21 protein-coding genes are annotated in these 26,278 nt (G+C 37.4%); 12 read left to right on the forward strand and 9 right to left on the reverse strand.

The window, feature by feature from the left end; genetic code table 11:
- Positions 1-113 precede the first annotated feature (113 nt).
- The 3 genes from LUD75_RS02125 (at position 114) to LUD75_RS02135 (ending at position 2,809) form a co-directional block, all read left to right on the forward strand.
- Entirely contained in the window at positions 114-1,100 is a 987-nt protein-coding gene (locus LUD75_RS02125; protein WP_232704074.1) for a hypothetical protein, read from the forward strand.
- Between the two features lie 182 nt (positions 1,101-1,282).
- Complete coding sequence (locus LUD75_RS02130) at positions 1,283-1,654, forward strand: hypothetical protein (protein WP_232704075.1); 372 nt, start codon at positions 1,283-1,285, stop codon at positions 1,652-1,654.
- 477 nt (positions 1,655-2,131) lie between these two features.
- Entirely contained in the window at positions 2,132-2,809 is a 678-nt protein-coding gene (locus tag LUD75_RS02135) for a hypothetical protein (protein WP_232704076.1), read from the forward strand.
- 207 nt (positions 2,810-3,016) lie between these two features.
- Here the strand turns inward: LUD75_RS02135 and secD are convergent, their stop codons facing one another.
- Positions 3,017-5,926 carry a protein translocase subunit SecD gene (gene secD, locus LUD75_RS02140; RefSeq protein WP_232704077.1) on the reverse strand — a complete coding sequence of 970 codons (2,910 nt, stop codon included), beginning with the start codon at positions 5,924-5,926 and terminating at the stop codon, positions 3,017-3,019.
- Between the two features lie 224 nt (positions 5,927-6,150).
- Here secD and LUD75_RS02145 point away from each other — a divergent pair, with 224 nt between their 5' ends.
- The gene (locus tag LUD75_RS02145) at positions 6,151-7,509 is read left to right on the forward strand and encodes a PQQ-dependent sugar dehydrogenase (RefSeq protein ID WP_232704078.1); all 1,359 of its coding nucleotides are present in this window, start codon (positions 6,151-6,153) and stop codon (positions 7,507-7,509) included.
- A 121-nt stretch (positions 7,510-7,630) separates the two neighbouring features.
- Here LUD75_RS02145 and bglX read toward each other — a convergent pair whose 3' ends face one another.
- The 5 genes from bglX to LUD75_RS02170 all read right to left on the reverse strand — a co-directional run bounded on the left by bglX (position 7,631) and on the right by LUD75_RS02170 (position 16,860).
- Complete coding sequence (gene bglX, locus LUD75_RS02150) at positions 7,631-9,958, reverse strand: beta-glucosidase BglX (protein WP_232704079.1); 2,328 nt, start codon at positions 9,956-9,958, stop codon at positions 7,631-7,633.
- A 72-nt stretch (positions 9,959-10,030) separates the two neighbouring features.
- Positions 10,031-10,741, reverse strand: coding sequence for a prolyl oligopeptidase family serine peptidase (locus LUD75_RS02155; RefSeq protein ID WP_232704080.1), 711 nt, complete (start codon positions 10,739-10,741; stop codon positions 10,031-10,033).
- Positions 10,742-11,152: 411 nt separating this feature from the next.
- On the reverse strand, positions 11,153-12,532 hold the full coding sequence (locus tag LUD75_RS02160) for a glucoamylase family protein (protein WP_232704081.1): 1,380 nt from the start codon (positions 12,530-12,532) through the stop codon (positions 11,153-11,155).
- 82 nt (positions 12,533-12,614) lie between these two features.
- Positions 12,615-14,045 carry a RagB/SusD family nutrient uptake outer membrane protein gene (locus tag LUD75_RS02165; RefSeq protein ID WP_262908158.1) on the reverse strand — a complete coding sequence of 477 codons (1,431 nt, stop codon included), beginning with the start codon at positions 14,043-14,045 and terminating at the stop codon, positions 12,615-12,617.
- Positions 14,046-14,055: 10 nt separating this feature from the next.
- Entirely contained in the window at positions 14,056-16,860 is a 2,805-nt protein-coding gene (locus LUD75_RS02170; protein WP_232704083.1) for a SusC/RagA family TonB-linked outer membrane protein, read from the reverse strand.
- Between the two features lie 260 nt (positions 16,861-17,120).
- Between LUD75_RS02170 and LUD75_RS02175 the strand changes: the two genes are divergently transcribed.
- The 3 genes from LUD75_RS02175 to LUD75_RS02185 all read left to right on the forward strand — a co-directional run bounded on the left by LUD75_RS02175 (position 17,121) and on the right by LUD75_RS02185 (position 18,292).
- Positions 17,121-17,675, forward strand: a complete 555-nt coding sequence (locus LUD75_RS02175) for a ferritin (protein WP_232704084.1) — start codon at positions 17,121-17,123, stop codon at positions 17,673-17,675.
- 76 nt (positions 17,676-17,751) lie between these two features.
- Entirely contained in the window at positions 17,752-18,057 is a 306-nt protein-coding gene (locus LUD75_RS02180; RefSeq protein WP_034966599.1) for a DUF493 domain-containing protein, read from the forward strand.
- Positions 18,058-18,145: 88 nt separating this feature from the next.
- On the forward strand, positions 18,146-18,292 hold the full coding sequence (locus LUD75_RS02185) for a hypothetical protein (protein WP_165569352.1): 147 nt from the start codon (positions 18,146-18,148) through the stop codon (positions 18,290-18,292).
- 93 nt (positions 18,293-18,385) lie between these two features.
- Here LUD75_RS02185 and LUD75_RS02190 read toward each other — a convergent pair whose 3' ends face one another.
- On the reverse strand, positions 18,386-19,360 hold the full coding sequence (locus tag LUD75_RS02190; protein ID WP_232704085.1) for a deoxyhypusine synthase family protein: 975 nt from the start codon (positions 19,358-19,360) through the stop codon (positions 18,386-18,388).
- A gap of 28 nt (positions 19,361-19,388) precedes the next feature.
- On the reverse strand, positions 19,389-20,033 hold the full coding sequence (locus LUD75_RS02195) for a hypothetical protein (RefSeq protein ID WP_232704086.1): 645 nt from the start codon (positions 20,031-20,033) through the stop codon (positions 19,389-19,391).
- Positions 20,034-20,158: 125 nt separating this feature from the next.
- Here LUD75_RS02195 and LUD75_RS02200 point away from each other — a divergent pair, with 125 nt between their 5' ends.
- The 5 genes from LUD75_RS02200 (at position 20,159) to LUD75_RS02220 (ending at position 25,403) form a co-directional block, all read left to right on the forward strand.
- Positions 20,159-22,084, forward strand: a complete 1,926-nt coding sequence (locus LUD75_RS02200; RefSeq protein ID WP_232704087.1) for an ABC-F family ATP-binding cassette domain-containing protein — start codon at positions 20,159-20,161, stop codon at positions 22,082-22,084.
- 112 nt (positions 22,085-22,196) lie between these two features.
- A complete protein-coding gene (locus tag LUD75_RS02205; RefSeq protein ID WP_232704088.1) occupies positions 22,197-23,540 on the forward strand; it encodes a T9SS type A sorting domain-containing protein in 1,344 nt (447 codons plus the stop codon).
- Positions 23,541-23,619: 79 nt separating this feature from the next.
- On the forward strand, positions 23,620-24,231 hold the full coding sequence (locus LUD75_RS02210; protein ID WP_232704089.1) for a PH domain-containing protein: 612 nt from the start codon (positions 23,620-23,622) through the stop codon (positions 24,229-24,231).
- A gap of 85 nt (positions 24,232-24,316) precedes the next feature.
- Entirely contained in the window at positions 24,317-24,892 is a 576-nt protein-coding gene (locus tag LUD75_RS02215) for a Crp/Fnr family transcriptional regulator (RefSeq protein WP_232704090.1), read from the forward strand.
- A gap of 67 nt (positions 24,893-24,959) precedes the next feature.
- Positions 24,960-25,403, forward strand: a complete 444-nt coding sequence (locus LUD75_RS02220; protein ID WP_232704091.1) for a carboxymuconolactone decarboxylase family protein — start codon at positions 24,960-24,962, stop codon at positions 25,401-25,403.
- Between the two features lie 110 nt (positions 25,404-25,513).
- Here the strand turns inward: LUD75_RS02220 and LUD75_RS02225 are convergent, their stop codons facing one another.
- Complete coding sequence (locus tag LUD75_RS02225; protein ID WP_232704092.1) at positions 25,514-26,182, reverse strand: hypothetical protein; 669 nt, start codon at positions 26,180-26,182, stop codon at positions 25,514-25,516.
- Positions 26,183-26,278 lie beyond the last annotated feature (96 nt).

Here is a 26,278-nt window from a genome sequence, read left to right on the forward strand (position 1 = left end):
AGTTCGATTTCTAAGATACACAGCGCATAATTTTAAAGAATGTTGAAAACTACAATGAAAGATTTTAACAGAAAATGACTAATATTACATAACAACTATCAAAAACAACTGTCATGAAATTCTTTACACATCCTGAAGGAATATTTGAACTAAACATTCCACTTGAGTGGTATTATAAAAATGAAGTTTTTGGTTATCCAAACAAACCTCCTTTCAGTTTTGAATTATACGAAAATAATTGTGGATGCTTTCAAATAAGTGTTTATCATAAATCTAAAAAAAAATTTAGTACTAAACTTCCTAAACAAATATATAACACTAATAATCTGAAGTTTATTGAAAATGAACTTCCCGATAAAGATTTCAAAATCTATCTATGGGCAACTGTTGTCGAAGATTATTTATTTATGGCAAAATATGTTTGTCAACCAAATGAATCAAATAGAATTCAGATAAAAGAAGAAATTAGTAAAGTAGATGAAGTTCTTTCTACATTAATGTGTTTAAGTGAAGACAGAAGAAAATTAGCTATTGGTTTTGATAGATATGAAAAATTTAATTCTTCACTCGCCGCATCTTTTGATTTAAAAAATAAAGCGTTAGAAAATAGATGCTTTGTTCAATTTATTATAATTACCGCAAACCAAATTGACGCATATTTAAGAATTTGTATCGTCCTAAAATATCAACTAATAGAAAAAACTCAAGAATTTAAAATTGAATATCTTTTTCAAAAGGAAAATGATAAACCTGTGATGGAAAAGAAAATTTATGATATTTCAAAAAAAATGAATATCATAAATGAGACGCAATACAATGAATTATATAAATTATATAATTTAAGAAATAAAGTTGTTCATCGATTTATTATTACAGATATAAAAACCTTAGAACTACCTCAAATATCTTTAGAATATGAAAGCCTTTGTGAAGAGATAAGACTGATTTTGCGAAATGTTGAATTAGAACAATTTAATAGTAAAATTGGATACTATAGCTCAAAACATCCACACAGAAAATACAGTGACAATCTTATTAAAGAATTGAAATCTTATGTAAATGAGAAGCATTTATATAGTGAGTATTTTAGAGATATATAAATTAAGGAAACAATTCAATGTCTGTTTTTTTACTAAAATATTAAAAAGCATTAAAAACATATTACGTCGAGCCATTGATCCCCCCCGCTGGTGCGAGCATCCTGCTCGTACACATAAAACAGAAACAGACACCACCTTATCCGTTTTTTTCATTAAATTCACCAAACTAAAAACAACCACCAATGAAAACCAAAACCATCCTCTCACTTCTTATTATGTTTTGCGCATTCATCTCCTGCGATCGCATCACAGACAATTACTACGAACACCAAGCTCAGGAAAACTACACCTCGCCCTATATGGGAAAATGGGTCGGATCTTACACCGGACAAGGCAGTGGGAACATCACTCTCTCAGTTTCGAAAAGCGGAAACATCACCGGAACTTACGGACAGAATAATGATGCATTGGTAAGCTACGTTTATGACGATGGTACATTGCAGCCGGTCTTATCAGAAAACTACACATTCTTCCTCTACGGTAAGTTAAAAGATAAAAAAGGAACCTGGAAAAACGGTACGCTTTCAGGCGATTGGACACTTACAAAACAATAAACTTTCCGACAATAGATTAAACACAAACCAAAACAGACATCCCCACGCTGGCGCGAGCGTCCCGCTCGTGCTTCAAACATTAAAAGGCCCGAGCAAGATGCTCGCGCCAGCTAAACTTAAAAACAGACACCCCAATGTCTGTTTTTTATTAAAATACTCAATAGCGCCAAAAACACATTACGTTGAGCCATTGATCCATTACGACAGATCAGTGATTCACTTCGTTGGGTTTTTGATTCATTACGATGAAGCGTTGAAGTATTACGAAGGCTCTTTGATTCATTCCGTTGAGCCAGTGATTCATTCCGTTAAGCCGTTGATTCACTCCTTTGAGGCAGATGCATCGATTTTGTTATGAATCAATAAGTTGCAAGTTCAACAAAAAAAATTTTTTACTGGAAAAATTTGTTGTCCTAAAATTATTTTTCTAAATTCGATTCAAGAAACACAAATACTTCAACGATGAAAAAAAATCCCGTGGCTCGCGAGTTTAAACTTGCCGATGCCTTTCTCAAACAAAAAGCTGACGAGTTTATTAATCTTATAGACCGTGATATTGTAGAATTCACAGACCGAGGCTACAACCCAACCAAGAAAACCGAGTTTACCAATGCGCGCGATGCCGTGGACAATTTCCCTTCCGACGAACAATTGGAAGCGATTAAAATAGAGTTTACCGCCCAAAAAGATGCCGCAAGAAATGCCCTTGCCAAAACAATGCGCACCATTCTGAATATGGCTCAAAATGTTTTCGGCTTTGCGAGTGCCAAGTATAAGGAATTTGGAGGATCGGATCTTTCCCGCCAAAGTGATGCCGAGCTGGTACGCAACGCCAGAATTATGACGGTGACAGCAGATAAATATCTGACAGAACTTGCCTCCGAAGGATTGACTGCGGATAAAATCACAACACTTTCAAACCAACGTGATATTTTAGATATTGCTATAGATGCGCAGGCTAAAGGAATTTCGGATCGGGATGTTGCTACAGAAAACCGTGTCGAAACCCTGAACATTCTTTACAGACTCGTTATGAAATACGCCGGCATAGGACAAGACATCTTCTACGAAACCGACGAGGCAAAATATAATGATTATGTGATCTACGATACACCAAGTGGTGAGCCGGAAGTTGTGCCACCACCGGTCGAATAGTAAAGTCAATTTTCCCAATTGATTTGTTTTTATGGGTTGATCCTGCAGTTTTTAATGCTGCAGGATTTTTTTATATATTTTACAATTCGCTCCGCCGGAGCTTGGTGATGTTGTTCCATTCTGTCTATTAAGAGAGCGCTCTTAATTTAATTAAGCACAAAAAAGCCCTCAATCACTTGAGGGCTTTCATTATATATTTTAAGAAAATTACTCTACTATTTCAGCATTGCTGATCGTAGATTTTCCGGTTACTTTGTCTTCTTTTTTCTTACCTCTAAGGAAGTCATAAGCCGTAGCCGATGCGATAAAGATAGATGAATAAGTACCGAAACCGATACCAATCAATAGACAGAACATAAATCCTCTCAGGTTATCCCCACCGAAGATGAAGATCGCAAGGATCACCAAAATCGTAGTGAATGATGTATTGAACGTTCTACCAATCGTACTGGAGATAGAGTCATCAAATAATCCCGCAAGGGTCAATGCTTTCTTCTCACGAAGGTATTCTCTAATTCTATCGAAGATAATTACTGTATCATTGATGGAATATCCAATCACCGTAAGGATTGCTGCAATGAAATCCTGATTGATCTCCATATTAAACGGCATCACTTTGTAGAACAATGAGTAAACCCCAAGGATTACAACAGTATCGTGGAACAAACCTGCAACCGCTCCAAGAGAGAACTGCCATTTGTCAAATCTTACAAGAATATAGATGAAGATTCCCAATAGTGATGCAGCAACTGCCAACATCCCGTGCGTCTGAATATCATCTGCCACTGTAGGTCCAACTTTGGTTGAAGAAACAATACCAGCGTGTCCTTTATCAGCCGATTTGAAATCTGCAATCGTCATTCCTGCCGGCAACTCGGATTTAACACCTTCGTATATTTTTTGCTCCACAGTCTGATCCGCTGCAAGAGACTCATCATCGATCAAATAATCGGTTGTGATTTTCAACTGAGAAGAATTCCCAAAAGTCTTTGCCTCAACGATGTTGTTCTGACCATCTGCAGTTTTCATTAATTTCGCAATACCAGCCTCAACATTCTCAGCGTCTACCGGTTTTTCGAATCTTACCACATAGTTACGTCCACCAGTAAAATCGATCCCAAATTTGAATCCGTTATAAGCGATGGAAGCAATAGAAATCACCATTAAGATTGCAGAGAAATAATAAGCATATTTTCTTTTCCCGATGAAATCGATCCAAGTGTTTCTGAAAAGGTTCTTAGTTGGCGCAGTCCAAACAGAAAGAGATTTTCCTTTCTCAAGTCTACTGAAGATCATTACTCTTGACAACAATACAGAAGTAAATAATGTCATTACCAATCCTATCATCAACGTTACCGCAAACCCTTTGATAGGTCCTGTTCCGAAGATATAAAGAATTAATGCTGTAATGAAAGTCGTCGCGTGACCATCGATAATCGCAGAGATTGCGTGTTTGAAACCATCTTTATAAGCTTCAAGAATAGTTTTCCCTCGGAAAAGCTCTTCTTTTGTTCTTTCATAGATAATTACGTTCGCATCTACCGCCATTGCCATAGACAATACAACTCCGGCAATACCAGGAAGCGTCAAAGTAGCATCCAAAGAATCCATAATCCCGAAGATGTAGAACAAGTTGATCACCATCGCGATAACCGCATAAACTCCGGCACCACCGTAATAGAAAATGATGTAAACAATAATTACTGCAAATGCAATAAGGAATGACATCACCCCATCATTGATAGATTCAGCTCCAAGAGATGGACCTACAACGTCTGCCTGTACGATCTTCGCACCTGCAGGCAATTTACCGGCTCCTAAAACATCTACCAGATCTTTAGCCTCCTCTTGTGTAAAGTTTCCAGAGATCTGCGTTCTACCATCAGGGATCACGCTGTTTACAGAAGGCGCCGTGTAAACTCTGTTGTCCAAAGTAACCGCGACCACTTTTCCATTGTTCTTCTCCGTCATTGCTTTCCAATCACGCGCACCTTGAGAATCCATCTGCATATCTACAACGATACGACCCAACTGGTCATAGTTGATGTTTGCAGATTCTACAGCACCGTCAACTGGCGCATTCTGAGAGATGTTCCCGCGGATCGCGTAAAGAACAAGACTGTTTGCTGAAGTAGATTCTGGTTTGTAGCCCCACATAAACTGGGTATATTTCAAGTTAACAGGTCTTGCTTTGATAGCAGCGTCGCTGTTAAGTAATTTATTCACAACTGCTGTATCAGCCAATTTTACATTCGCAACAGCATTTCCAGGTGTAGAATTCATCTGGATTAAGTTCATCAGATTCGTTGTTTTTGCAACGCCGATAGAATCACCTTTCACTTTAACCAATTGGTCCAGCTGAGCAAAATACGGAACCACTTCCGGCCCAAGCTGTACTTCCCAAAACTGAAGTTTTGCAGAAGTCTGAAGCATTTTTTTAACTCTGTCGATATCTTTGATACCAGGCATTTCCACCAAGATTCTTCCAGTTCCGGGAACTCTCTGAACGTTTGGCTGCGTAACACCCATTTTGTCGATACGTGTTCTAAGAACTTCATAAGCTGTTCCTACAGAGGCATCGATTTTTTTTCTGATAATATTTTTTACCTGATCATCCGGTGTGTTGAATTTGATCTCAGAAAGATTGGTGTTTCCGAAGATCTCAGGATCTGCAAGTTTCAGGTTGGTTCCTTTTTCCTGATTAACAGCGTCGAACTGCGTGAAGAAATCCTCGATGTACTGCTTACTTGAGTTTTTCTGCGCTTTGTCTGTTCTGTTGAGTGCTTCTATTAAAGTAGCATTTGTAGAGTAATTACTAAGATCATTTACCAAATCTCTCTGGTTGATCTCCAATAATACGTTGATACCACCTTTAAGATCCAATCCGAGTTTCATTTCTTTCTGTTTTGCAGACGCATAATCCAGTTTTGTAAAACCTAGATTAAGCGTGTCTTTAGAAAGTCTTGCGATCTCAGCGTTGTATTTCACTGGATTTTCGCCGGCAATTGCTTTTGCTTCTTTTTCTATTTTGTTGGCATAGAAAGAAGGCAGAAGCTCATTAAGGCAAATTAATCCAAGAACGATGGCAACTAATGTAACGAGTCCTTTTCCTTGCATTTTCTTACGATATATATAAATTAAGTCGGCAAATATAATGATTATTAGCGGAAATAAGAATTTGAAAATGAGAAAAGTGCATTATAGTTTTTATATTGAAATTAAAACTCAGTTTTCCCTCAAAAAACACGTTGAAATTAAGCTTTTGTTATCAATTGAATAATTCTGGAATGGTAAGGCATATAATTTGGTAACTTTATTAATAATCTAAAAAATAATAAGTTATGCGAAAATTACTACTCATTCTTTCCTGTGCATTTGCATCGGAAGTTTATTCCCAACAAATCATTCTGGAGGAGTTTGCTACAGTTTCAAATCCGACAGAAATTACCGCTTCACCGACCAATGACAACCGTTTGTTTGCAGTAGATCAATCCGGACTCATTAAAATTGTGAATGCAAATGGAACTATTGAAGCCACAAACTTTTTAAACATTACCGACAGAGTCAACTTCAGTGGTGAAATGGGATTATTAGGTCTGGCTTTTCATCCGGACTTTGCTACGAACCGCTATTTCTATGTTTACTACAACAGAGCCGGCAGAACAATTACAGTTTCCAGATTTACAGCTAATTCTGCAAATCCAAACACGGCTGATCCTGCCACTGAAAAAGTAATGCTGTCTATAGAAAAACCTTTTACCAATCACAATGGCGGCAGTATTCATTTTGGCGCAGACGGTTATCTTTGGATTTCAACAGGCGACGGCGGAAGTGGCGGCGACCCCAATGGCAACGGACAAAACAGAAATTCTCTCTTGGGGAAAATGTTGAGAATTGATGTGAATTCTACAGCTGCATATAACATTCCTCCAACCAATCCTTTTGTTGGCGTTGACGGTGCTGACGAAATCTGGTCGTACGGATTGAGAAACGGCTGGAAATATTCTTTCGACAGGACAACGAATAATATCTGGATAGCCGACGTGGGGCAAAATCTGATTGAAGAAATAAACAGAGTTCCTGCAACTACGCCAGCAGTGAACTACGGCTGGAGATGTTACGAAGGCAACAGTGAGTACAACACTACTGGTTGCGCCAATGCTTCTACGATGACTTTCCCGGTTGTGCAATATGATCATTCCGGCGGAAAATGCTCGATCACCGGAGGCTATGTTTACAGAGGAAATCTTTATCCGGACCTGGTTGGAAAGTATATTTTTGCGGATTACTGTTCTGCTCAGATTGGAATTCTTAACAACACAACTATTACCTGGAGTTCGGCTTTTGATGGTAACAATTTCACAACGTTTGGAGAAGACAATAGCAAACAGCTTTACATTGCTGCAGCGAACGGAAAAATATTCAAAGTGAAATCAACAAATCTTGCCGTTTCTGATGTGGATAAAAATCAAATTCAGATTTCTCCGATTCCAGCGAAAGACTTTATTTTCATTAAAAATATTTATGAGAAAAATTTGACAGCGGAGATTTTGGATTTGTCAGGAAGATCAGTTTTGAACATTAATGTTGCTGAAAACGACAAAAGCATTGATGTTACCACTTTGAAATCCGGAAATTATATTTTGGTTCTGAAGAAAGATGACGTTAAAATAATGAGTCAGAAAATTATTAAGGAATAGAAATATTTATTGTCTTCGAGAGCCTCAAACTGACATTACTAATCCAAGCGAAGTTGATATAGACAAATAAAGCCTTTCAGAAAATTCTGGAAGGCTTTATTTTATATTTGTTTAATGAAGTTTATTTGCTCCAATTAACTCTCGTCGTTTTCACATCATGAGAATTGGTTCCGATCATAATATCGAAATCGCCAGCTTCCCAGTCGTATTTCAACTGATTGTTATAGAATTTCAGATCATCAGGAGAAATTTTGAAAGTCACTTTTTTGCTTTCGCCTGCTTTCAAATATACTTTTTCGAAACCTTTTAATTCCTTAACTGGTCTTGTAATACTTCCAACCACATCTCTAATGTAAAGCTGAACCACTTCTGCTCCATCGTATTTTCCGTTGTTGGTCAATGTAACCGTTGCTTCAATTGGTGCGTTGCCAGCAGGTTTTGCATTGCTAACAGAAACATCAGAATAACCGAAAGTCGTATAACTCAATCCGAATCCAAATGGATAAAGTGGCGTTGTACATTCATCCAGATAATTGGAACGGAATTTTTCAAAAGTACATTTCTCTGTATTTTCTACACTTAATGGGCGACCAGTATTTTTTGCATTGTAATAAAGCGGAACCTGCCCAACGCTTCTTGGGAATGTCATCGGCAATTTTGCAGATGGATTCACTTTTCCGTAAAGCACATCTGAAACGGCATATCCAGCCATACTTCCAGGGAACCAAACGTTTAGAATTGCATCTGCCAATTGGGATTCTTCTATTAAAACCAACGGACGGCCTGTAAATAAAACCAAAACAATTGGCTTGCCTGTTTTCTTAAGTTCTCTCAACAATTCTTTCTGAGTTTCCGGAATTCCGATATCCGTTCTAGAACTGGATTCACCGCTCATCTCAGCACTTTCACCGATTGTTAAAACGATGACATCTGCTTTGCTGGCAATATCCAAAGCTTCTTTTCTGATTTGATCTGCGGGGCGATTGTCTCTTCCGGCTAATTTACCAAACATCGTCGCTTTCTCTTCCATTGGTGCAGATTCGTAGATGTTGCTACCTTTTGCATAAATGAAATTCACGTCTTTGCCAACTGTCTCTTTCAGACCTCTTAATAATGAAATGGAATTTTCGTGTTTTGCGGCAACACTCCAGGTTCCGGTCATGTTCATAGCGTTGTCTGACAATGGACCGATTACGGCTACAGTTCCAGCTTTCTTAAGCGGAAGAATCTGCTTATCGTTTTTCAAAAGAACCATTGATTGCGCTGCAATTGTTCTCGAAGCTTCCAGATTTTTCGGACTGAAAACTTCTTTCTGAGCTCTTTTGGAATCTGTATATTTGTAAGGATCATCGAAAAGTCCAAGGTCATATTTGGCTTCGAGGATTCTTCTTGCTGCGTCGGTTACGGCTTGTTCCGTTACTTTTCCGTCGGTAATTGATTGTTTTAAAGTTTTCAAAAAGCCTTCACCAACCATATCCATATCGACTCCGGCATTCATTGCTAAAGCTGAAACCTGCTGCAAATCTCCCATTCCATGTTCAATCATTTCGTTGATTCCGGTATAATCTGTCACGACGAAACCTTTGAAATCCCACTGTTTTCTTAGAACATCGGTCATCAGCCATTTGTTTCCCGTTGCAGGAATTCCATCTACCTCATTAAAAGAAGCCATTACAGAAGCCGCTCCCGCTTCTACAGCCGCTTTATAAGGCGGAAAATAAGTGTTGTACATTTGAACGTGGCTCATATCCACGGTGTTGTAATCTCTACCGGCTTCAGCTGCGCCATAAAGTGCGAAATGTTTTACGCAGGCCAGCATTGTATTTTTCTTTGAAAGATCATTTCCCTGATAGCCGTAAACCATTGCTTTGGCAATCTGGCTTCCCAAATAAGGATCTTCTCCAGAACCTTCGGAAACCCTTCCCCATCTTGGATCTCTGGAAACATCTACCATTGGAGAAAATGTCCAGTTGATACCGTCAGCTGTAGATTCCTGAGCCGCAATCTGAGCCGATCTTTGAATCAAATCCATATCCCAAGATGATGCAATCCCCAATGGAATAGGGAAAGTTGTTTCGTAACCATGGATTACGTCCATCCCGAAAATCATTGGAATCTTCAATCTGCTTTTTTCTACCGCCACTTTCTGAACAGCGCGAATTTTGTCAACACCCTTGATATTGAATAATCCGCCAACCAAGCCTTGCTCAATTTTCTTTCCTATATCGGAATTCTGAGTCTGTCCGGTTGTGAAATCTCCTGAAGACGGCAAATTGAGCTGACCAATTTTTTCGTCCAAAGTCATTTTGGAAATCAAATTATCAACGAAAGCTTTTTTCTTGGATTGATAATTTGTGGATTGGTAAGACTGAACCGGTTTGGAGATAATATCCTGCGCCATAAAATACGGCGACAGAGCCAACGCAGCTAGGATTACAAACTTTTTCATAAATAGATATTTTTTGTTTTTATAAGGTCATCTTCATTTGCAATATTTAAAAAAAGCAATTGAATTTTTATTTTAATTTTTAATTTTTCTTAATGATAACATCCAATCATATAGTTTTGGATCCGAATAGGTAGAATCCCATGAATTATGATTGTCGTTTGGGAAAATGGTCAACTCAGCTTTTGGATTGACGGGATGTAATTTTTGATAGAAGTTGAAAGCATTTTCCGGAAGCACAATATCGTCCATTCCACCGTGGAATAATTTGATGTTAAGATCTTTGTAATTATGAATATTTGCCAGCATCACACGATCTGTAGGTGCACAAACGGCTGAAACTGCTGCAAACATTTCGGGATGCTCACCTGCCAATTTCAACGTTCCCCAGCCGCCCATTGATAAACCTGTGAGATAAATCCGGTCTGTATCAATTTTATATTTTTCTGATATTTCTTTGATGAGAAAATAGATAGCATCCGTATCCCACCAAGTATTTTCCGGACATTGTGGTGCTAAAATGGCTACAGGTTCTTTGATTAAATTTTTATAAGTAAAAGGGCTGTGGGATTTTACAATTTCTAAATTATTCCCTCTCTCGCCGGAGCCGTGAAGAAATACAATCAATGGAATTTTTGATTTTGTGTTTTGCGGAATATCCAGAATGTAGGATAGTTTTTTCTGGATTTTAACTTCTTTGTTGAATTCGGATTTGATTTCTTGAGCTGTTGCAAAAGATGTGATTGCTAAAAATAAAAACGGAAGAAATTTTTGTTTTAAATTCATTTTATTTCGTTTTTCTAAAAAAGGCCGCTCCTCTGGAGCTTGCAATTGGTACCGATATTCTTTCTACAAATATGTCGCTCCTCTGGAGCTATGATTGTAATTGTTAATCGATTGCTACAAACATTTCATTCCTACGGAACTTATTAACACTATTTACTGAATTCTTCTGATTTTTCGCCAAATTGTTGATTAAGATATTCATTTCTATCATTAACAAATCTTGGATCTATATCCAAATCCCTAGCCCCGATTGCAACGGCATCCTTTTTTTGTTTTTTGCTAAATTCGGTTTTGATGGAAAACGCCGAAGACAAAAAAAAATATAGTGGAAAGCGGAATTAAGCTCCTAAAAACATTTAATGTCTCAAAAAGACACAATAAAATTTAGTGTTTAAAGATAATACTTTTTGGCTATCGAATCTTATGTTCTGTGGACATAAATCCGATTTTTTTGAGTCCGTTTCGGATTTCGGGAGCGTTCATAAAAAGCTTCCATAGCAATCCGGAGCGGTAATTCTCGATCATTGGCGCAATAGTTCCCTGATCGATAGCGAGATAGCGCGGTGTAGTCCAGTCATCAAAATTGATGGAGGTTGCGTCGTAAGGCCCTGCCTGTCCGATAAATTTCGGTTTTTCTTCATATAAAAATCTTAGAAAAGCGGTTGATTCCTTTGCCGTATAAGGCATTGAACTCAGTGCTGCTGTTGGCGTAATGACTCCCAAATCTTCTTTCATTGGCTGATGTGCTGCGTAACCTACGGAGCCATCTTTGTTTCTTGTATAACCTGCCGTCAGTCCCCAATATTTCTCGGAATAGCCTTTGTATTTCAGTGGGTTTTCCAAACAGTATTTGTAGTCAATCAGAACGTGATTTCGGTTGAGATCCCAGTAGCTTTTCACGTATTTGTCTGATAATCCTCGTGGATCCAAGCCTAAATAGGAATATTGTGACCAGAATAATGGGCCTCCGAATTCTTCGGCATAATTATGTTTGACATACAGAGGCAGCCCGTATTTTGTGCGATCTGTTGTGTAAGTTCCGTTGCGAGTCCAGCCTTTGTTGTAGGTTTCGGAATCTATGGAATAGTCGGGCGATGATGCTGCCAGAACGTAAGTTATCAGACATTCGTTGTAGCCTTCCAGTGGAAAATTCATCTCCCAGCCGTAAGTTGGCGACCAATGCCAGTACAAAACTTTTTGCCCGCCTTTTGTGTACCAGTTCCACTCAATCCCTTTCCAGAGTTTATCCATTTTTGCGGCGAGCGCTTTTTCTTCTGCGTTTCCATTCTTGAAATACTCGCGGACGCAGATGATACCTTGCGTTAGGAAAGCGGTTTCTACCAAATCTCCACCGTTATCTTTCTTACCAAAAGGAACGACTTTCCCTGTTTCTCCATTGATCCAATGTGACCACGCGCCGTGGAAACGGTCTGCTTTTTCGAGGAAATCTGCAATGTGAGTCAATCTTTTTACAGCTTCTGCTCGAGGTATGAATTTTCGATCAACTCCAACTAAAATCGTCATCAATCCGAAACCTGAACCGCCTGTTGTAATGACGTGTTTGTCATTGTCAGGATAGATATTGTCTTCGTGATAACGTTCTCTTCCCAGCATCGACTTTGGTTCTGCGAAGTCCCAGAAATATTTGAGGGCGTCGCTTTGGACTTTGTCCATGAGTTGGTTGTCTGTGAGTTGCGCTTTAGCTTTTGATTCCGGAACAGATGCATGATTTGTTTTACAGGAAGTTATGGCTAAAGATGTCAAAAACAATCCTGTTAAAAAATTTTTCATAATGAAATTATTTTCATTTTTAATATAAAAAAAGAGGAGGATTAGCTCCTCCTCTTTTAATATTGACTAATTATAGATGATATTAGTTGTAACCTGGGTTTTGTGTCAAAACACCTTTACTGTCTGTAATTGCTCTCAAAGGAATTGGGAACAATTCGTTCTTTCCTTTTTGAAATCCTTTAGAACCTAAAAATTGTTCTGCTTGACCTGTTCTTACGAGATCTAAGAATCTGTCCATTTCCATTGCCAATTCCACTCTTCTTTCTTGCCAGATTGCTAGTCTTATAGCAGATTGTGTGGTTGCAGGTGTATCACCAAGATTAGCTCGGTGTCTAACTTTATTAACACCAACAATGGCTGCGCCACTATTACCAATTTCGTTTGCTGCTTCTGCATTAATTAACAAAATATCGGCAAATCTCAAAATTCTTAGATTCTGAATAGAACCATAGCCACAAGCATTGTTATTAAGAGATGTTGGCACATATACTTTTTGATTCCAGGTATTGCCTGCTTGAGGGTCATTTTTCTTTATCAAATCACCTTCGATTGTCGTTTCGCCTTCTCTTAGAATAGATAACTCTTTTCTGATATCACCTGGCTCAAAAGCATCCTCCAATGATTGAGAAGGCGTAAAGAATCCCCAACCAAACTGATTCCTAACACCCTGTACTTCTGCATATTGACTTCCTGCATCAGGATTCATTAAAGGGTCACAACCACAATTAACTTCAAAAACTGATTCAGTGCCAAATTCCCCTGCTGGTCTGAATAAATGATTAAAATCTGGATCTAAACTGTATCCTAAAGCAATAACTTGATTAGAGGTATCATAAGCTTTTTGATAATCTTTCATATAAAGATAAACTTTGGAAAGTAATCCTAGAGCTCCTCCTTTTGTAACTCTTCCTAAATCTGCCGCAGGATATGTTTGTGGTAATACCGCGGCAGCTTCTGTAAGATCTTTCACGATAAAAGCATAAACCTCAGCTGCCGTATTTCTTGGTTGTAAGTAATTACTTTGAAGTCCATCAAAAATAGGTACACCTCCATAAACTCTAACGAGATTAAAATAGAAATAGGCTCGTAACATTTTAGTTTCTGCAACCAATCTGTTTTTAAGAGTTGCATCCATATCAATATTAGGAACATTGGTAATTACTTGATTGGCTCTTTGAACCGCCTGCCATTGTCCTGTCCAATATCCATCAACTGCATCTGTACTAATATTGTATTTGAACTGATCCATATCGTTTATGAATGTTGCATCTGTTGGGTTCGATCCTTTGTCTACATCATCACCTGTTACGCCTAAGATGTTCTGAGCAGGAAATCCTGTATTATTCCAACTTCTAAGAAAGGCATAAACCGCGTTTGTTGCTCGGTTAGCATCATCTGCTGTTTTGAAGAAATCATCTGCCACAACTACACCTTCTTGTTTGATATCTACAAAGTCATCACTACAACTGGCGATTAATGAAAATATAGATAGTGTTAAAAATATTTTTTTCATGATTGTTTAATTAAAATGTTAAGTTCATACCCATTGTGTAGATAGCCGAAATCGGATAAATATTATTATCCACACCCATTTGTACTCTATCTGTATTTAATACCTCTGGAGAGAAACCGTTGTATTTGAAACTAGTCCAAGGATTTTGGGCGCTTAGATAGATTCTAAATTTCTTAACAGATAATGATTCTGCAATGGCTTTTGAGAAGTTATAACCTACTTGAATATTTCTGATTCTGATATAGCTACCATCTTCGACATAAAAGCTATTAGGCAAGATAACAGATTGACTAGAAGTTATCATAGCATTGGTATTGGAAGTTCCTGCACCTCGCCATCTATTATTATACATATCGAGATCCCAGCTCTCATTACCATAGCGTTGCTCGCGGTTGTAATTGTAAATCTTATTACCAAATACCCCTTGGAAATCTATACCAAAATCAATAGAATGAACATTCAGATTAACACCAAACCCATAAGTACCCTTCGGAATTGGACTTCCTAAAAATGTTTTATCTCTTGTATCAATAACACCATTTCCATCTAAATCTGCAAACTTGAACCACCCTGCTTTTGCATCGGTTTGTCCAGAAGCCGCAGCTTCTGCGTCTGTTTGGAAAACACCAGCAACTTGATATCCATAATATGAGCCTACTGCTTGACCAGTTTCTAGTCTAATAATAGAATTATTAAATAATGCGGCACCAGTCTCTAAAAATGAACCTCCATAAACATCCGTGATTTCATTTTTAAGTGAAGTAAAATTACCATATACGCCCAATTTTACACTTTCACTTAAATCTGTATTATAATTGGCAGAAACTTCGAAACCTTTGTTTTTAAAAGAATAGGCATTTGTCACGTAATTCCTCCAGTTTTCAGCCCCTGAAATGGTTCCTTGGAAAATACCATATACTACATCTTTGGATTCTTTATCGAAATAAGTTGCTTCAATTTTTAGTTTGTTATTAAGCAAAGCCATTTCTACTCCATAATCCATACCCGTTGTAGTTTCCCAGCCTATAGTTGGATCAATAACATTAGTAATTGTAGCTGCAGGATAACCATTATTACCATAATATGTTCCACCACCTATATTAGATACAAGCTGTGTAAAGTTTCTAGGAACGTTCGGATTTCCTAATTTACCCCAACTCGCTCTCAATTTTAATAGACTGAAAACATTTTGCTCACTCATAAATCCTTCCTTAGAAACTACCCAACCAATACTTACTGCCGGAAAAGTTTTATATCGATCAACCGAGATTTGCGATGTCGCATCTCGACGAATAGAAGCATTCAAAAGATATTTTCCAGCGTAGTCGTAATTAATTCGTCCAAAGAAAGATTCTATACGTCTTTGATCTTGAGTTACATCTGGACTAGTTCTGGTATCATTAAAATATATAATATTTGTACCATTTCCAATATCTAAAGATCCATTGGTTCCATCATACATTACATTATTTGCAGAACGATATTCTTCTGATCTGGAATCTCTAATTCTACTGAAACCTGCTAATAAATCCAAATTATGCTCCCCAAAACTTTTTTTCCAGTTTAATGTATTATCCCAAACATAATTTCTGTATCGGTTTGTTCTTGTAACTAAATTAGAAATGGACGGGTTTGGAATGTATGTTATCGCAGGCGTGTATTCATATTGAACAGGCGTATAATTGTCGCTTGTATAACTACTTCTAAAGGTAAAATCTTTCAAAAATTTAATCTCTGCCCACACATTATTAAGCATTCTCTCTTGTCTGACCTGTGAACGGTAAAGATCCAATTGTGCTCTAGGATTGGTAACATTCACCAATGTAATATATTGATAAGTCCCTGTAGCAGGATCAATAACGTCATAAACTGGTGGCGCATTACGGGCATTCAAAAGAGGATTCTGTGCAACATCAGTACGTGTTTTGGAGAATGAAAAATTATCGCCAATTGTAATATTATCCGTAATTTTATAACTAAGATTTAATTTTGTGTTGAATCTATTAAAACCACTTCCAGAATTGACCCCTTTTCCCGCAGCAAGATTACCTTCATCTTGAAGATATCCTACACTACCATAATAATTCAATTTGCCTAAATTTCCTGAAGCAGAAAAATCATTTGAATTAATGATACTTGTGCGTAAAATTTCTTTGAACCAATCAGTATTTCCGGGATATTGTGCTTTTGTAATAAATTTAGGTTCATTTACTCTATCGTTAAGTAGCATCTCATTATATAACTCAATGTACTGATCTGCATCTACCATTTTTGGAACATTGGTTACCTTTTTAATTCCTAAAAAAGAATTAACATTGAAAACTGGTTTTCCTTTTCCTGTTTTAGTTTTGATAATTACAGCACCATTAGCCGCTTTTGCTCCGAAAATTGCCAAACTGGAAGGATCCTTCAAAACACTCATAGATTCGATATCCTGAGGATTAAGGAAAGAAATATCTTCCGTTAACATTCCATCTACGATAAAAACTGTATTTCCCGATAATGAGCCTACTCCTCGAATATCAACCCTTGGAGATCCGCCCGGTGTACCAGATGTTACAACATTTACACCGGCAAGTTTACCTTGTACAGAATTTAATGGGTTTGCATTTGGCTTATCTGCCAAGTCTTTTGCTGTTACAATCCCGATACTTCCCGTTACATTCTCCTTTTTCTGAGTACCATATCCTATCACTACAACTTCCTCAATTTTATTTTCTTTAGAAATTGTATCCTGTGTGGATTGGGCATGCAAATTGCCTCCAAAATAGATCGCGGCAATGAGCAATGGTAATTTCACATAATTTTTTCTCATAATGTTCTTATGTATTATTTTCTTACACCGAATATAAATAAATTTTTAACAACGAGTTAATATTTATTAACAACTATACAAATATCTGAAAATCAATTATATAAATTATATTTTCACACTTATTTCAATTAAATACAAATAAAATAATTCCCCAATTATGGCTCAATATTTGCGATTTTAAGAAAATCGAAAACTTATTGCTTCAAAATGAGCTAATATAAATTACAAAAAATCAAGATCAATTACAAAAATCAAAATATATGAACACTAACAGATTATCGCCCCAAATGCAAGAGGCATTGATAAAACAAATGACGAAAGAAGCGCACGCTTCACAAATATTCCTCTCTTACGGCTGCTGGGCAGATGTAAAAGGCTATGGCGGAATTGCCAATTTCCTTTACAGACACTCACAGGAAGAACGAAATCATATGATCAAGGTGATGCGTTACATCCTGGACAGAGGCGGCGAAGCAAGAGTTGAAGCTATCCCTGCACCGCCGGAAAATCCACAAAGCTTGTCAGACGCCTTCAACAAGGTTTTTGAACACGAGGTTGATAATACGACTTCAATTTATGAAATCGTCAATTTATCATTTGAAGAAAAGGATTGGGCAACGTGGAACTTCATGCAATGGTTTGTGAAAGAACAAATTGAGGAAGAAAAATTAGCACTTGAGTTGATCGACAAATTGAAAATCGCTGGTGGAGACAGCGCTTCAGACGAATCACTTTTCACATTGGACAAAGCTTTGGAAGCTGCGCCAGACGACGTTTCTCTTCCACAAGAAGCGACGGCTGAAAATCCTTCTTAAGAACAAATTAAATATCACTAACTTTGATCTCCGTTTTTTAGCGGAGATTTTTTATTAATTAATATCAAAAAATAAAATGGCAGATATCGTAGAAACCAACCACAATAATCCAGAAGAATTTTACAAATCATTAAAGGAGAAATTAGAAAGCCAGCACAACTTTCCAGAGGAATATCTTTTCAAGTTCATTGTTCCAGGAGATTCTGAAAAGATCACAGAGATTTTGAGAGTTTTTGACGGCCTTAAATACACTTTATCCAACAGAGAAAGTTCCAAAGGAAAATACACATCCGTTTCTTTGCAGTGTTTCGTGATGGATGCGGATCAAGTTATTGACATCTATCAAAAGGTGGCGAAAATAGAAAATGTGATGATGCTGTAATTATAATTGATAAATGATGATCGATAAATGATTTTTAGAGTGGCTTGAAACTTGTATTTTAACCATTAGTATTTTAAAATTTCAAGTTATGAAAAAAGCATTTTTCAGAGTTCTGAATAACATCAACAAAGCGATTTTACCAAAATATAGCAAACGAGATTTTACAAAACTCAATAAATTTCAGAAACTCATCTTCGGTTACCGATATAAGGTGCTGGTAAATTCATTAGACTAGATCATCAACATTAAAACATAAAAAAGAAAGCGTTCAAAATAATTTGAACGCTTTCTTTTTTATCTTCAAGCCTCAGACTTCCGTCCTCCAACTTTATGAATTTTCTAAGATATAACTAAACATCAATGGTGCACAGATTGTTGCATCACTTTCCACGATGAATTTTGGAGTTGTGATATCCAATTTCCCCCAAGTGATCTTCTCGTTCGGAACAGCTCCGGAATATGATCCGTAAGAAGTTGTAGAATCTGAAATTTGACAGAAATAACTCCAGAACGGAATATCGTGCATCTCCATATCTTGGTACAACATCGGCACCACACAGATTGGGAAATCACCCGCAATCCCACCACCTACTTGGAAGAATCCAACACCTTTTCCACCAGAATTTTTCGGGTACCAATCAGCCAAATAAGCCATATACTCGATTCCGGATTTCATTGTAGAAAACTTCAAATCGCCTTTAATGCAATATGATGTGAAAATATTCCCCATTGTAGAATCTTCCCACCCTGGTACCACGATTGGCAAGTTTTTCTCAGCCGCTGCGATCATCCAGGAATTTTCTCTCGGGATCTCGTAATACTGCTCCAGAACGCCAGACAAGATCATTTTGTACATATATTCGTGTGGGAAATATCTTTCTCCTTTTTCGTCCGCATCTTTCCAGATCTCGTAGATATGTTTCTGTAATCTTCGGAACGCTTCTTCTTCTGGGATACAAGTGTCAGTTACTCTATTCAAGCCTCTTTCCAACAAATCCCATTCTTCTTTCGGTGTAAGGTCTCTATAGTTTGGAACTCTTTCGTAATGCGTGTGCGCCACAAGATTCATCAAGTCTTCCTCGAGGTTTGCACCAGTACAAGAGATGAAATCCACTTTTCCCTGACGGATCATCTCAGCAAGAATTTTCCCTAATTCCGCAGTAGACATCGCACCAGCAAGTGTGATCATCATTTTTCCGCCATCTTTCAGGTGGGCAACATATCCTTTGGAAGCATCTACCAATGCTGCAGCATTGAAATGCAGATAATATTTCTCTATAAACTCAGTAATCGGTTTGCTCATTTTGTTTAAGATTTTTGCAAAGATAAAATTAAAAGCGGAAAGTAGCAGCCGCGCTTAGAGAAACTCTGCTAAGTCCTTCCTTATTATCTCCAAAATCAAAAGTTTGTCCGTTGTACTTCATTTTGTTCAATGTTCCGCCTGTCAATCCAAGTTTTGGACCTATATAGAAGAATTTGCTTACTTCATACTGATACGCAAGATTCATCTCTGCACCAAAGTTCGACCCTGTCCCTTTTACATTTCCGGATCTCGTAGTGTAGCTGATTACACCAAGAGAAATATCGATAAAGCCTTTATGTCTTGTCTCCTCGTTGAAATTGGAAATCATCACAGAAGGTCCGAAATAAGTAATATTATCCTTAGTATCTGTAGTAAAATAAACCAGATTTCCATTTTGATCTGTGCCAGACAATGTACCTGTACTGGATGCACTGTAGTTTGAAAACTTAAGTCCCAATCCAACAGTTCCTCTCAAATGATAATAAGCTGAGATATCGAAATTCACACCGCTTTTCAGACCTTTGATGTAATCTTCCTCAGCGCTGGTAAGTCCTTCAGGATTTTCAGCTGTTCTCCATCCGAAACCTACGGAAGGGATGATTGAAAATTTTTGCTGTGCGAAAGATAAGATGGATGCAGAACACATAGCTGCAAAAAGTAATTTTTTGATCATAAATTTTTTTTCGCAAAAGTAACAATTTGTGGAAGTTAGCAAAGCAAAATTTGTAAATATTTTATAACATTCAACTTCCAACATAATTCATTACTTTTGCAAATTCAAATAAAATATAGAATACAATGCTTTCGGTTCAGGGATTAGGCTTACATCACGCAGGAAATTATCTTTTCAAAGACACCAATTTTACCATCAAAAAAGGTGATAAGATCGGTTTGGTCGGAAAAAACGGAGCTGGAAAATCCACGCTTCTCAAAATACTTTCCGGAGAGATCAATTTCTACGAAGGTAATGTGGTCACAGAAGGTAAGATCACCATCGGGTTTCTAAAACAGGATCTTGACTTCGTAAAAGGAAGAACGGTTTGGGACGAGACGATGCAGGCTTTTGAGCAGATCAATGCTTTGAAGGATGAATTGGAAGAAGTCAACCACCAACTGGCGACCAGAACCGATTACGAAAGTGATGCCTACACTGATCTCATCAACAGAATGACCGATCTGAATGATCTCTTGATGAATTTCGATGCTTACAATTTGGAAGGTGATGTGGAGAAGATCTTATTTGGATTGGGTTTCAAAGCGGATGATTTCCAAAAGATCACCGATGAGTTTTCCGGTGGTTGGAGAATGAGAATCGAGCTGGCAAAATTGCTTCTTCAGCAAAACGACCTGATGCTTCTGGATGAGCCTACCAACCACTTGGATATGGAATCTATCATCTGGCTGGAGGATTTTTTGAAAGATTATCAAGGCTCGATGTTGCTTGTAAGTCACGACAAGCAATTTATGACCTCTACTTGTAACAGAACTTTTGATGTTAACAACAGAAAAATAGACGATTACAAGGCCAACTATTCCAAATATCTTGAACTAAGAAAAGACAGAAAAGAAAAACTCATCCAGGCCAAAAAGAATCAGGATGCAGAAATAAAACATACAGAGGAATTGATCAACAAATTCCGTGCGAGTGCTTCCAAAGCATCATTTGCGCAATCATTGATCAAAAAACTCGACAAAGTAGAACGCATTGAAGTGGAAAATGAGGATGTTTCCAAATTCAATATCCGTTTCCAACCGAGTGTTCAACCTGGAAAAGTGATCTTCGAAGCTCAAAATTTGGGGAAAGCTTATGGTAAAAAACAGATTTTTGACAAAGTAGATTTCATCGTAGAAAGAGGCGCTAGAATCGCTTTGCTTGGACAAAATGGACAAGGAAAAACGACTTTGGCAAAAATTCTTGCTGGCGATATCACCGATTTTTCTGGAGCTTGGAATCTTGGACACAATGTGAACATCGGTTATTTTGCTCAGAATCAGGAAGAAGTTTTGACGCCGGATAAAACCGTTCTACAGGAAGCGGAAGACTCTGCAACCGAGGAAACCAGACCTAGAGTTCGTGATCTTTTGGGATCTTTCCTTTTCCAAGGCGAAGATGTGACGAAGAAAACGAAAGTTCTTTCCGGAGGTGAGCGAAACCGTTTGGCGCTTTGTAAATTGTTGCTTCGTCCGTTCAACACGTTGATCATGGATGAGCCTACGAATCACTTGGATATCCAGTCAAAGGAAATTATCAAATTGGCACTTCAGAAGTTTGAAGGCACTTTGATCGTCATTTCTCACGACCGTGAATTCCTACAAGGATTGTCTGACAAGATCTTCGAATTCCGTGATGGACGTATGAAGGAATTCCTTGGCGACATCAACGAATATCTGGAATTTAGACAGAAAGAAAGCATCCGTGAGATCTCGGCTGAGAAAGCAAAACTGCATCAGGAAGATGAAATCCCGGAAGTGAAAGTTAAAGTTCAGGAGCCCGTGAGAGAGTCAAGTATTATCGTAAGCAAAGAACAAAAGAACATCCAGAATAAGATCAAGAAAGTAGAAGAAAAAATCTCTGAACTTGAATTGAAAATCGAGGAATTCGAAGGTTCTTTCACCAAAGAAAATCCTTCTGAGGAGACTTTAGAAACTTACAACAAGATCAAAGAAGAATTGGATCTGACTTTGCAGGAGTGGGAGTTTTTGGGAACTCAGTTGGAAGGTTAGGTTTTGAAGTTTAAAATAAAATATAAACTGCATTGGATATTCTGATGCAGTTTTTTGTTGTAGATATTTCCATTTGTTTTTGTAATTTAACTTTTTTAAAAACTATAACAAAATGAATAAAATCGCAACCTTTTTAATCCTGTTCATTAGTCTTAATATATATTCTCAATGTTGGCAGAAAATAAGCGCCGGTGGTTATCATTCTGCAGCTATAAAAACAGATGGTACACTCTGGACTTGGGGGTACAACGACAATGGACAGCTTGGTGATGGTACCAATGTAGACAAAAATATATCGACACAGATTGGGACAAATACGAATTGGAAAGAAATCTCTACAGGGCTTGCGCATACACTTGCAATAAAAACAGATGGCACACTTTGGACTTGGGGTTACAACAATCACGGACAGCTGGGAGATGGAACCAACACGCAAAGAAACACCCCAATTAAAATTGGAACAGATAAAGATTGGAAATATATAGCCGCAGGAAGCACCTATTCACTCGCTATAAAAAATAATGGTACACTTTGGGCTTGGGGTTATAATAGTTTCGGTCAGCTGGGAGATGGTACTTATGTAAACAAAAATACACCTATACAAATTAGACCAAATGATCTTTGGAAATCTGTTGCTGCAAGTTGGCATCATACACTTGCTATAAAAACAGATGGTACACTTTGGGCTTGGGGACGCAATCAGTCAGGACAGCTTGGAGACAATACAACAATTAATAGAATCAGTCCCATCCAAATTGGAACAGACACTAACTGGGAAAATGTAAGCATAGGCTTGGATCATTCTGTAGCTATCAGTACAAATGGAACTTTATATACTTGGGGAGGAAATGTTGTTGGACAATTAGGAAATGGTACAACCATAGAAACTCATACTCCTACAGCCGTTTTTTATCAAGTAAAAAAAATTGACACAGGATCAAATCACAATGTGGCAGTTAGCCTAGATGGTTCTGTGTATGCTTGGGGTGGTAACGGTTCTGGGCAGCTTGGCGATGGAACCAGCACGGAGAAACATTCTATAACTCGTATTGGAACCTATACTAATATACAAAACATCTCCACGGGTGAATTTTACACTCTAATAACCAATGTAAACAACCATCTTATGGCTTGTGGTCATAATACTACTGGCCAGTTAGGTGATGGAACAAATATAGATAAAAATACATTAGTCAATATCTCTTGTTCTGCTCTTGGAGTTAGTGATTTAGTTTTAAATAATAAGTCAAAAATATATCCGAACCCAGTTAAAAATATCTTAACTATTCAAACTGAAGATCAATTACAAAAAGTAGAAATCTACTCAACAACTGGACAGTTGGTAACATCTAACTTATCAAATATAATAAATCTTGGTAATCTTCCAAAAGGTAATTATATATTAAAGATCCTAACAAACAAAGGTGTACAAGTAGAAAAAATAATTAAAGAATAAAGTTATTTTATAAATTCAAGTCGCTGTGATTTAGATAAAATTTTATTTTCACAAAACCTTAATAAATAAATTCCACACAATGATCAACAACCTCAAAAAATACCTCAACGAAGAGCAAGATCCAAAATCCGTTGAAAAAATCATAGAAAAAGTAAATGACCTTTTAACAAACGGAGAAACCCTAGAATACATCGCTGTTCAAAATAAACCCGCAATAAATATATCTCCAGACTCTATTGTTCTTACAAATAAAAGAATCATATTTTTCCGTTCAAAATCGTTTGGTTTGGTGACGGATTTTCAGGATTATCTTTGGAAAGATGTTGCTGAAAGTCATATCAGCGAAACGATTCTCGGATCTACTTTTAAGATGACGGCGGTCAGCGGATTTGTTGAAACGATTGATTATATTCCAAAATCTCAAGCAAGAAAATTGTATCAATATGCACAAGCCAAAGAGGAAGAAATGATAGAGTTCCGCCGACAGAAAGAGCTGGAGGACAAACGTGCAACTTCTGGAGGAATCACCGTCAACACACAACCTGATCAAACAGAACCAAAGCAAGACACTCCAAAACCGAGTAAAGATCCTATGGAAACGCTAATGAAACTGAAAGCCTATTTGGACAATGAACTCATCTCCGCCGAAGATTACGAAGCTAAAAAGAAAGAGATTTTGGCCAGAATGTAATACAGAATAATAAAATTCAAGGCAAAATGTAGAGATGCGTTTTGCTTTTTTGTTTTAATTTTACGAGCATCAATTTTAAAAACAAATGTCCCAAATCTTCCGAACGCATTTAGAAAAATTCATTAAAGTAAACGATGAGGATTTTGAGAAGATCTTGTCTTTTTTCGAAGTCCAGATCTTTGCTAAAAAAGTGAATCTCCTGGACGAGGGGCAGATCTGCAAGTACAATTATTTCGTTTTGAATGGCCTTCTGCGCAAGTTTTTCATCAATGAAAAAGGAACGGAACAAACCACAGACTTTGCTTTGGAAACGTGGTGGATGACGGACAATTTTTCTTTTGAACATAAAAAACCAGCAGATTTTTCCATCCAGACAGTAGAAAAATCGGAAGTCTTGGCCATCTCTAATGAGTCTCAGGAGAAATTGCTGAATGACTTTCCTGTGATGGAAAAGTATTTCAGAATTGTGTATCAAAGAGCCTTTGCCGCCAATCAGCGAAGAGTGAAGTATATTTTTTCCTTTTCGAAAGAAGATTTTTATCTCAATCTGCTTCAGAAATATCCGGAGTTTGTTCAGCGCGTTCCGCAATACTTGATCGCTTCTTTTCTCGGTTTCACGCCGGAATATCTGAGTGAATTGCGGAAGAAAATCGTTTCTTAAACCAGTTTAAGTTTTCCGCAGCTTTGATTTCCCAACTTTGTCCTATCAAATTTAAAACATTAAAAAAATGGACAAACGCATCAACATCAACACATCAGAGCCGCACGCTTACAAAGCAATGCTTGGACTGGAAGCTTATCTTGCAAACACAGAGATCTCCAAAACGATCAAAGAACTGATCAAAATCCGCGCTTCGCAAATCAACAATTGTGCTTACTGCCTTGCAATGCACACCAAAGATGCTCTCAAATATGGCGAAATTGCAGATAGACTTTTCATCGTAAGTGCATGGCACGAGGCAGAAAGCCACTTCACAGAAGAGGAAAGAGTTGCCTTGAAAATGACTGAGGAAATCACACAAATCTCCCAGCACGGATTGAGCGATGAAACTTATCAAAAAGCTCTAAAAGTCTTTTCGGAAAAACAGATCGCCGAGATTATTATGGCCATCGTCACCATTAATGCGTGGAACAGAATTGCCATCAGCACGCAACTTCAAATTGGAGAATAGTTAATTTTATTTTTGCAATTATGAGAACTAAAAATCCCGGCCAAAAATTTGACCGGGATTTCGGATTAAATAAATCAAAAAATGAAAATTTAATAATAACAACAAATATTTTATGATTCGGGAATTTCAAAGAAAAGGATGATCGCATTTTCTGTCAGCGCTTCAAATTCGAGCTCTTCAAGATCCCAGATTAAGATAGCATCTCTGTTCTCTATCAATCGGTTTTGAAACTCAAAAGCACCATTGATCACCATTCCGAAAATTACGTTTTGCTTTTGTTTCAGAATATAATTGCCTGACTCTCTTCCATCGAAAACACCTATGAATCCGGGAGAACTATAACCTGTATCAATGAAGTTCAGTTTATTTCGGACTTCCAGATCCAGCTGATTGATTCTGTAAGAGTTTTCAGATATATGTTTATTGAATTTAATAATCAGAACATCCGCATCTTCATCGGCAAGCACGTTTTTAATTATTACATTTTGGTCTTCGGCAGATTCAAAAATCACCACTTCGCCGGTTTCAATGACTTTATTAAAATTATTAATCTTCACCTTTCCGTAAATTGGGACGAACATCACTTTCTGATTAGCTTTCAGAATTACAGGGTTTTGGGAGTCTTTATGAATCACAAACTCTAAAACTTCACACAATGTATGGGCAGTGCTGCTTACCTTTCTATCATTTTTATAAACATCCGCAATCGCAGCACCTGGGGCAAGATCCCAAAACCTGTAATCTGATTTTAATATTTTTGAAGGCGTCTGAACCAGCATATTCTTTTTTAAAAACTTAATTGATCATTACTTGAAAAAAAAATTCCGGGATCCATTGCCAACAACCTATGAAAATCTGACAAAATCATGAATCCC

Source organism: Epilithonimonas sp. JDS, assembly GCF_021261315.1.
GTDB lineage: Bacteria > Bacteroidota > Bacteroidia > Flavobacteriales > Weeksellaceae > Epilithonimonas.

Coding starts and splice junctions, on each gene's coding strand:
- LUD75_RS02125 (WP_232704074.1), top strand. CDS start 114: ATGAAATTCTTTACACATCCTGAAGGAATATTTGAACTAAACATTCCA.
- LUD75_RS02130 (WP_232704075.1), top strand. CDS start 1,283: ATGAAAACCAAAACCATCCTCTCACTTCTTATTATGTTTTGCGCATTC.
- secD (WP_232704077.1), bottom strand. CDS start 5,926: ATGCAAGGAAAAGGACTCGTTACATTAGTTGCCATCGTTCTTGGATTA.
- LUD75_RS02145 (WP_232704078.1), top strand. CDS start 6,151: ATGCGAAAATTACTACTCATTCTTTCCTGTGCATTTGCATCGGAAGTT.
- bglX (WP_232704079.1), bottom strand. CDS start 9,958: ATGAAAAAGTTTGTAATCCTAGCTGCGTTGGCTCTGTCGCCGTATTTT.
- LUD75_RS02155 (WP_232704080.1), bottom strand. CDS start 10,741: ATGAATTTAAAACAAAAATTTCTTCCGTTTTTATTTTTAGCAATCACA.
- LUD75_RS02160 (WP_232704081.1), bottom strand. CDS start 12,532: ATGAAAAATTTTTTAACAGGATTGTTTTTGACATCTTTAGCCATAACT.
- LUD75_RS02165 (WP_262908158.1), bottom strand. CDS start 14,045: ATGAAAAAAATATTTTTAACACTATCTATATTTTCATTAATCGCCAGT.
- LUD75_RS02170 (WP_232704083.1), bottom strand. CDS start 16,860: ATGAGAAAAAATTATGTGAAATTACCATTGCTCATTGCCGCGATCTAT.
- LUD75_RS02175 (WP_232704084.1), top strand. CDS start 17,121: ATGAACACTAACAGATTATCGCCCCAAATGCAAGAGGCATTGATAAAA.
- LUD75_RS02180 (WP_034966599.1), top strand. CDS start 17,752: ATGGCAGATATCGTAGAAACCAACCACAATAATCCAGAAGAATTTTAC.
- LUD75_RS02185 (WP_165569352.1), top strand. CDS start 18,146: ATGAAAAAAGCATTTTTCAGAGTTCTGAATAACATCAACAAAGCGATT.
- LUD75_RS02190 (WP_232704085.1), bottom strand. CDS start 19,360: ATGAGCAAACCGATTACTGAGTTTATAGAGAAATATTATCTGCATTTC.
- LUD75_RS02195 (WP_232704086.1), bottom strand. CDS start 20,033: ATGATCAAAAAATTACTTTTTGCAGCTATGTGTTCTGCATCCATCTTA.
- LUD75_RS02200 (WP_232704087.1), top strand. CDS start 20,159: ATGCTTTCGGTTCAGGGATTAGGCTTACATCACGCAGGAAATTATCTT.
- LUD75_RS02205 (WP_232704088.1), top strand. CDS start 22,197: ATGAATAAAATCGCAACCTTTTTAATCCTGTTCATTAGTCTTAATATA.
- LUD75_RS02210 (WP_232704089.1), top strand. CDS start 23,620: ATGATCAACAACCTCAAAAAATACCTCAACGAAGAGCAAGATCCAAAA.
- LUD75_RS02215 (WP_232704090.1), top strand. CDS start 24,317: ATGTCCCAAATCTTCCGAACGCATTTAGAAAAATTCATTAAAGTAAAC.
- LUD75_RS02220 (WP_232704091.1), top strand. CDS start 24,960: ATGGACAAACGCATCAACATCAACACATCAGAGCCGCACGCTTACAAA.
- LUD75_RS02225 (WP_232704092.1), bottom strand. CDS start 26,182: ATGCTGGTTCAGACGCCTTCAAAAATATTAAAATCAGATTACAGGTTT.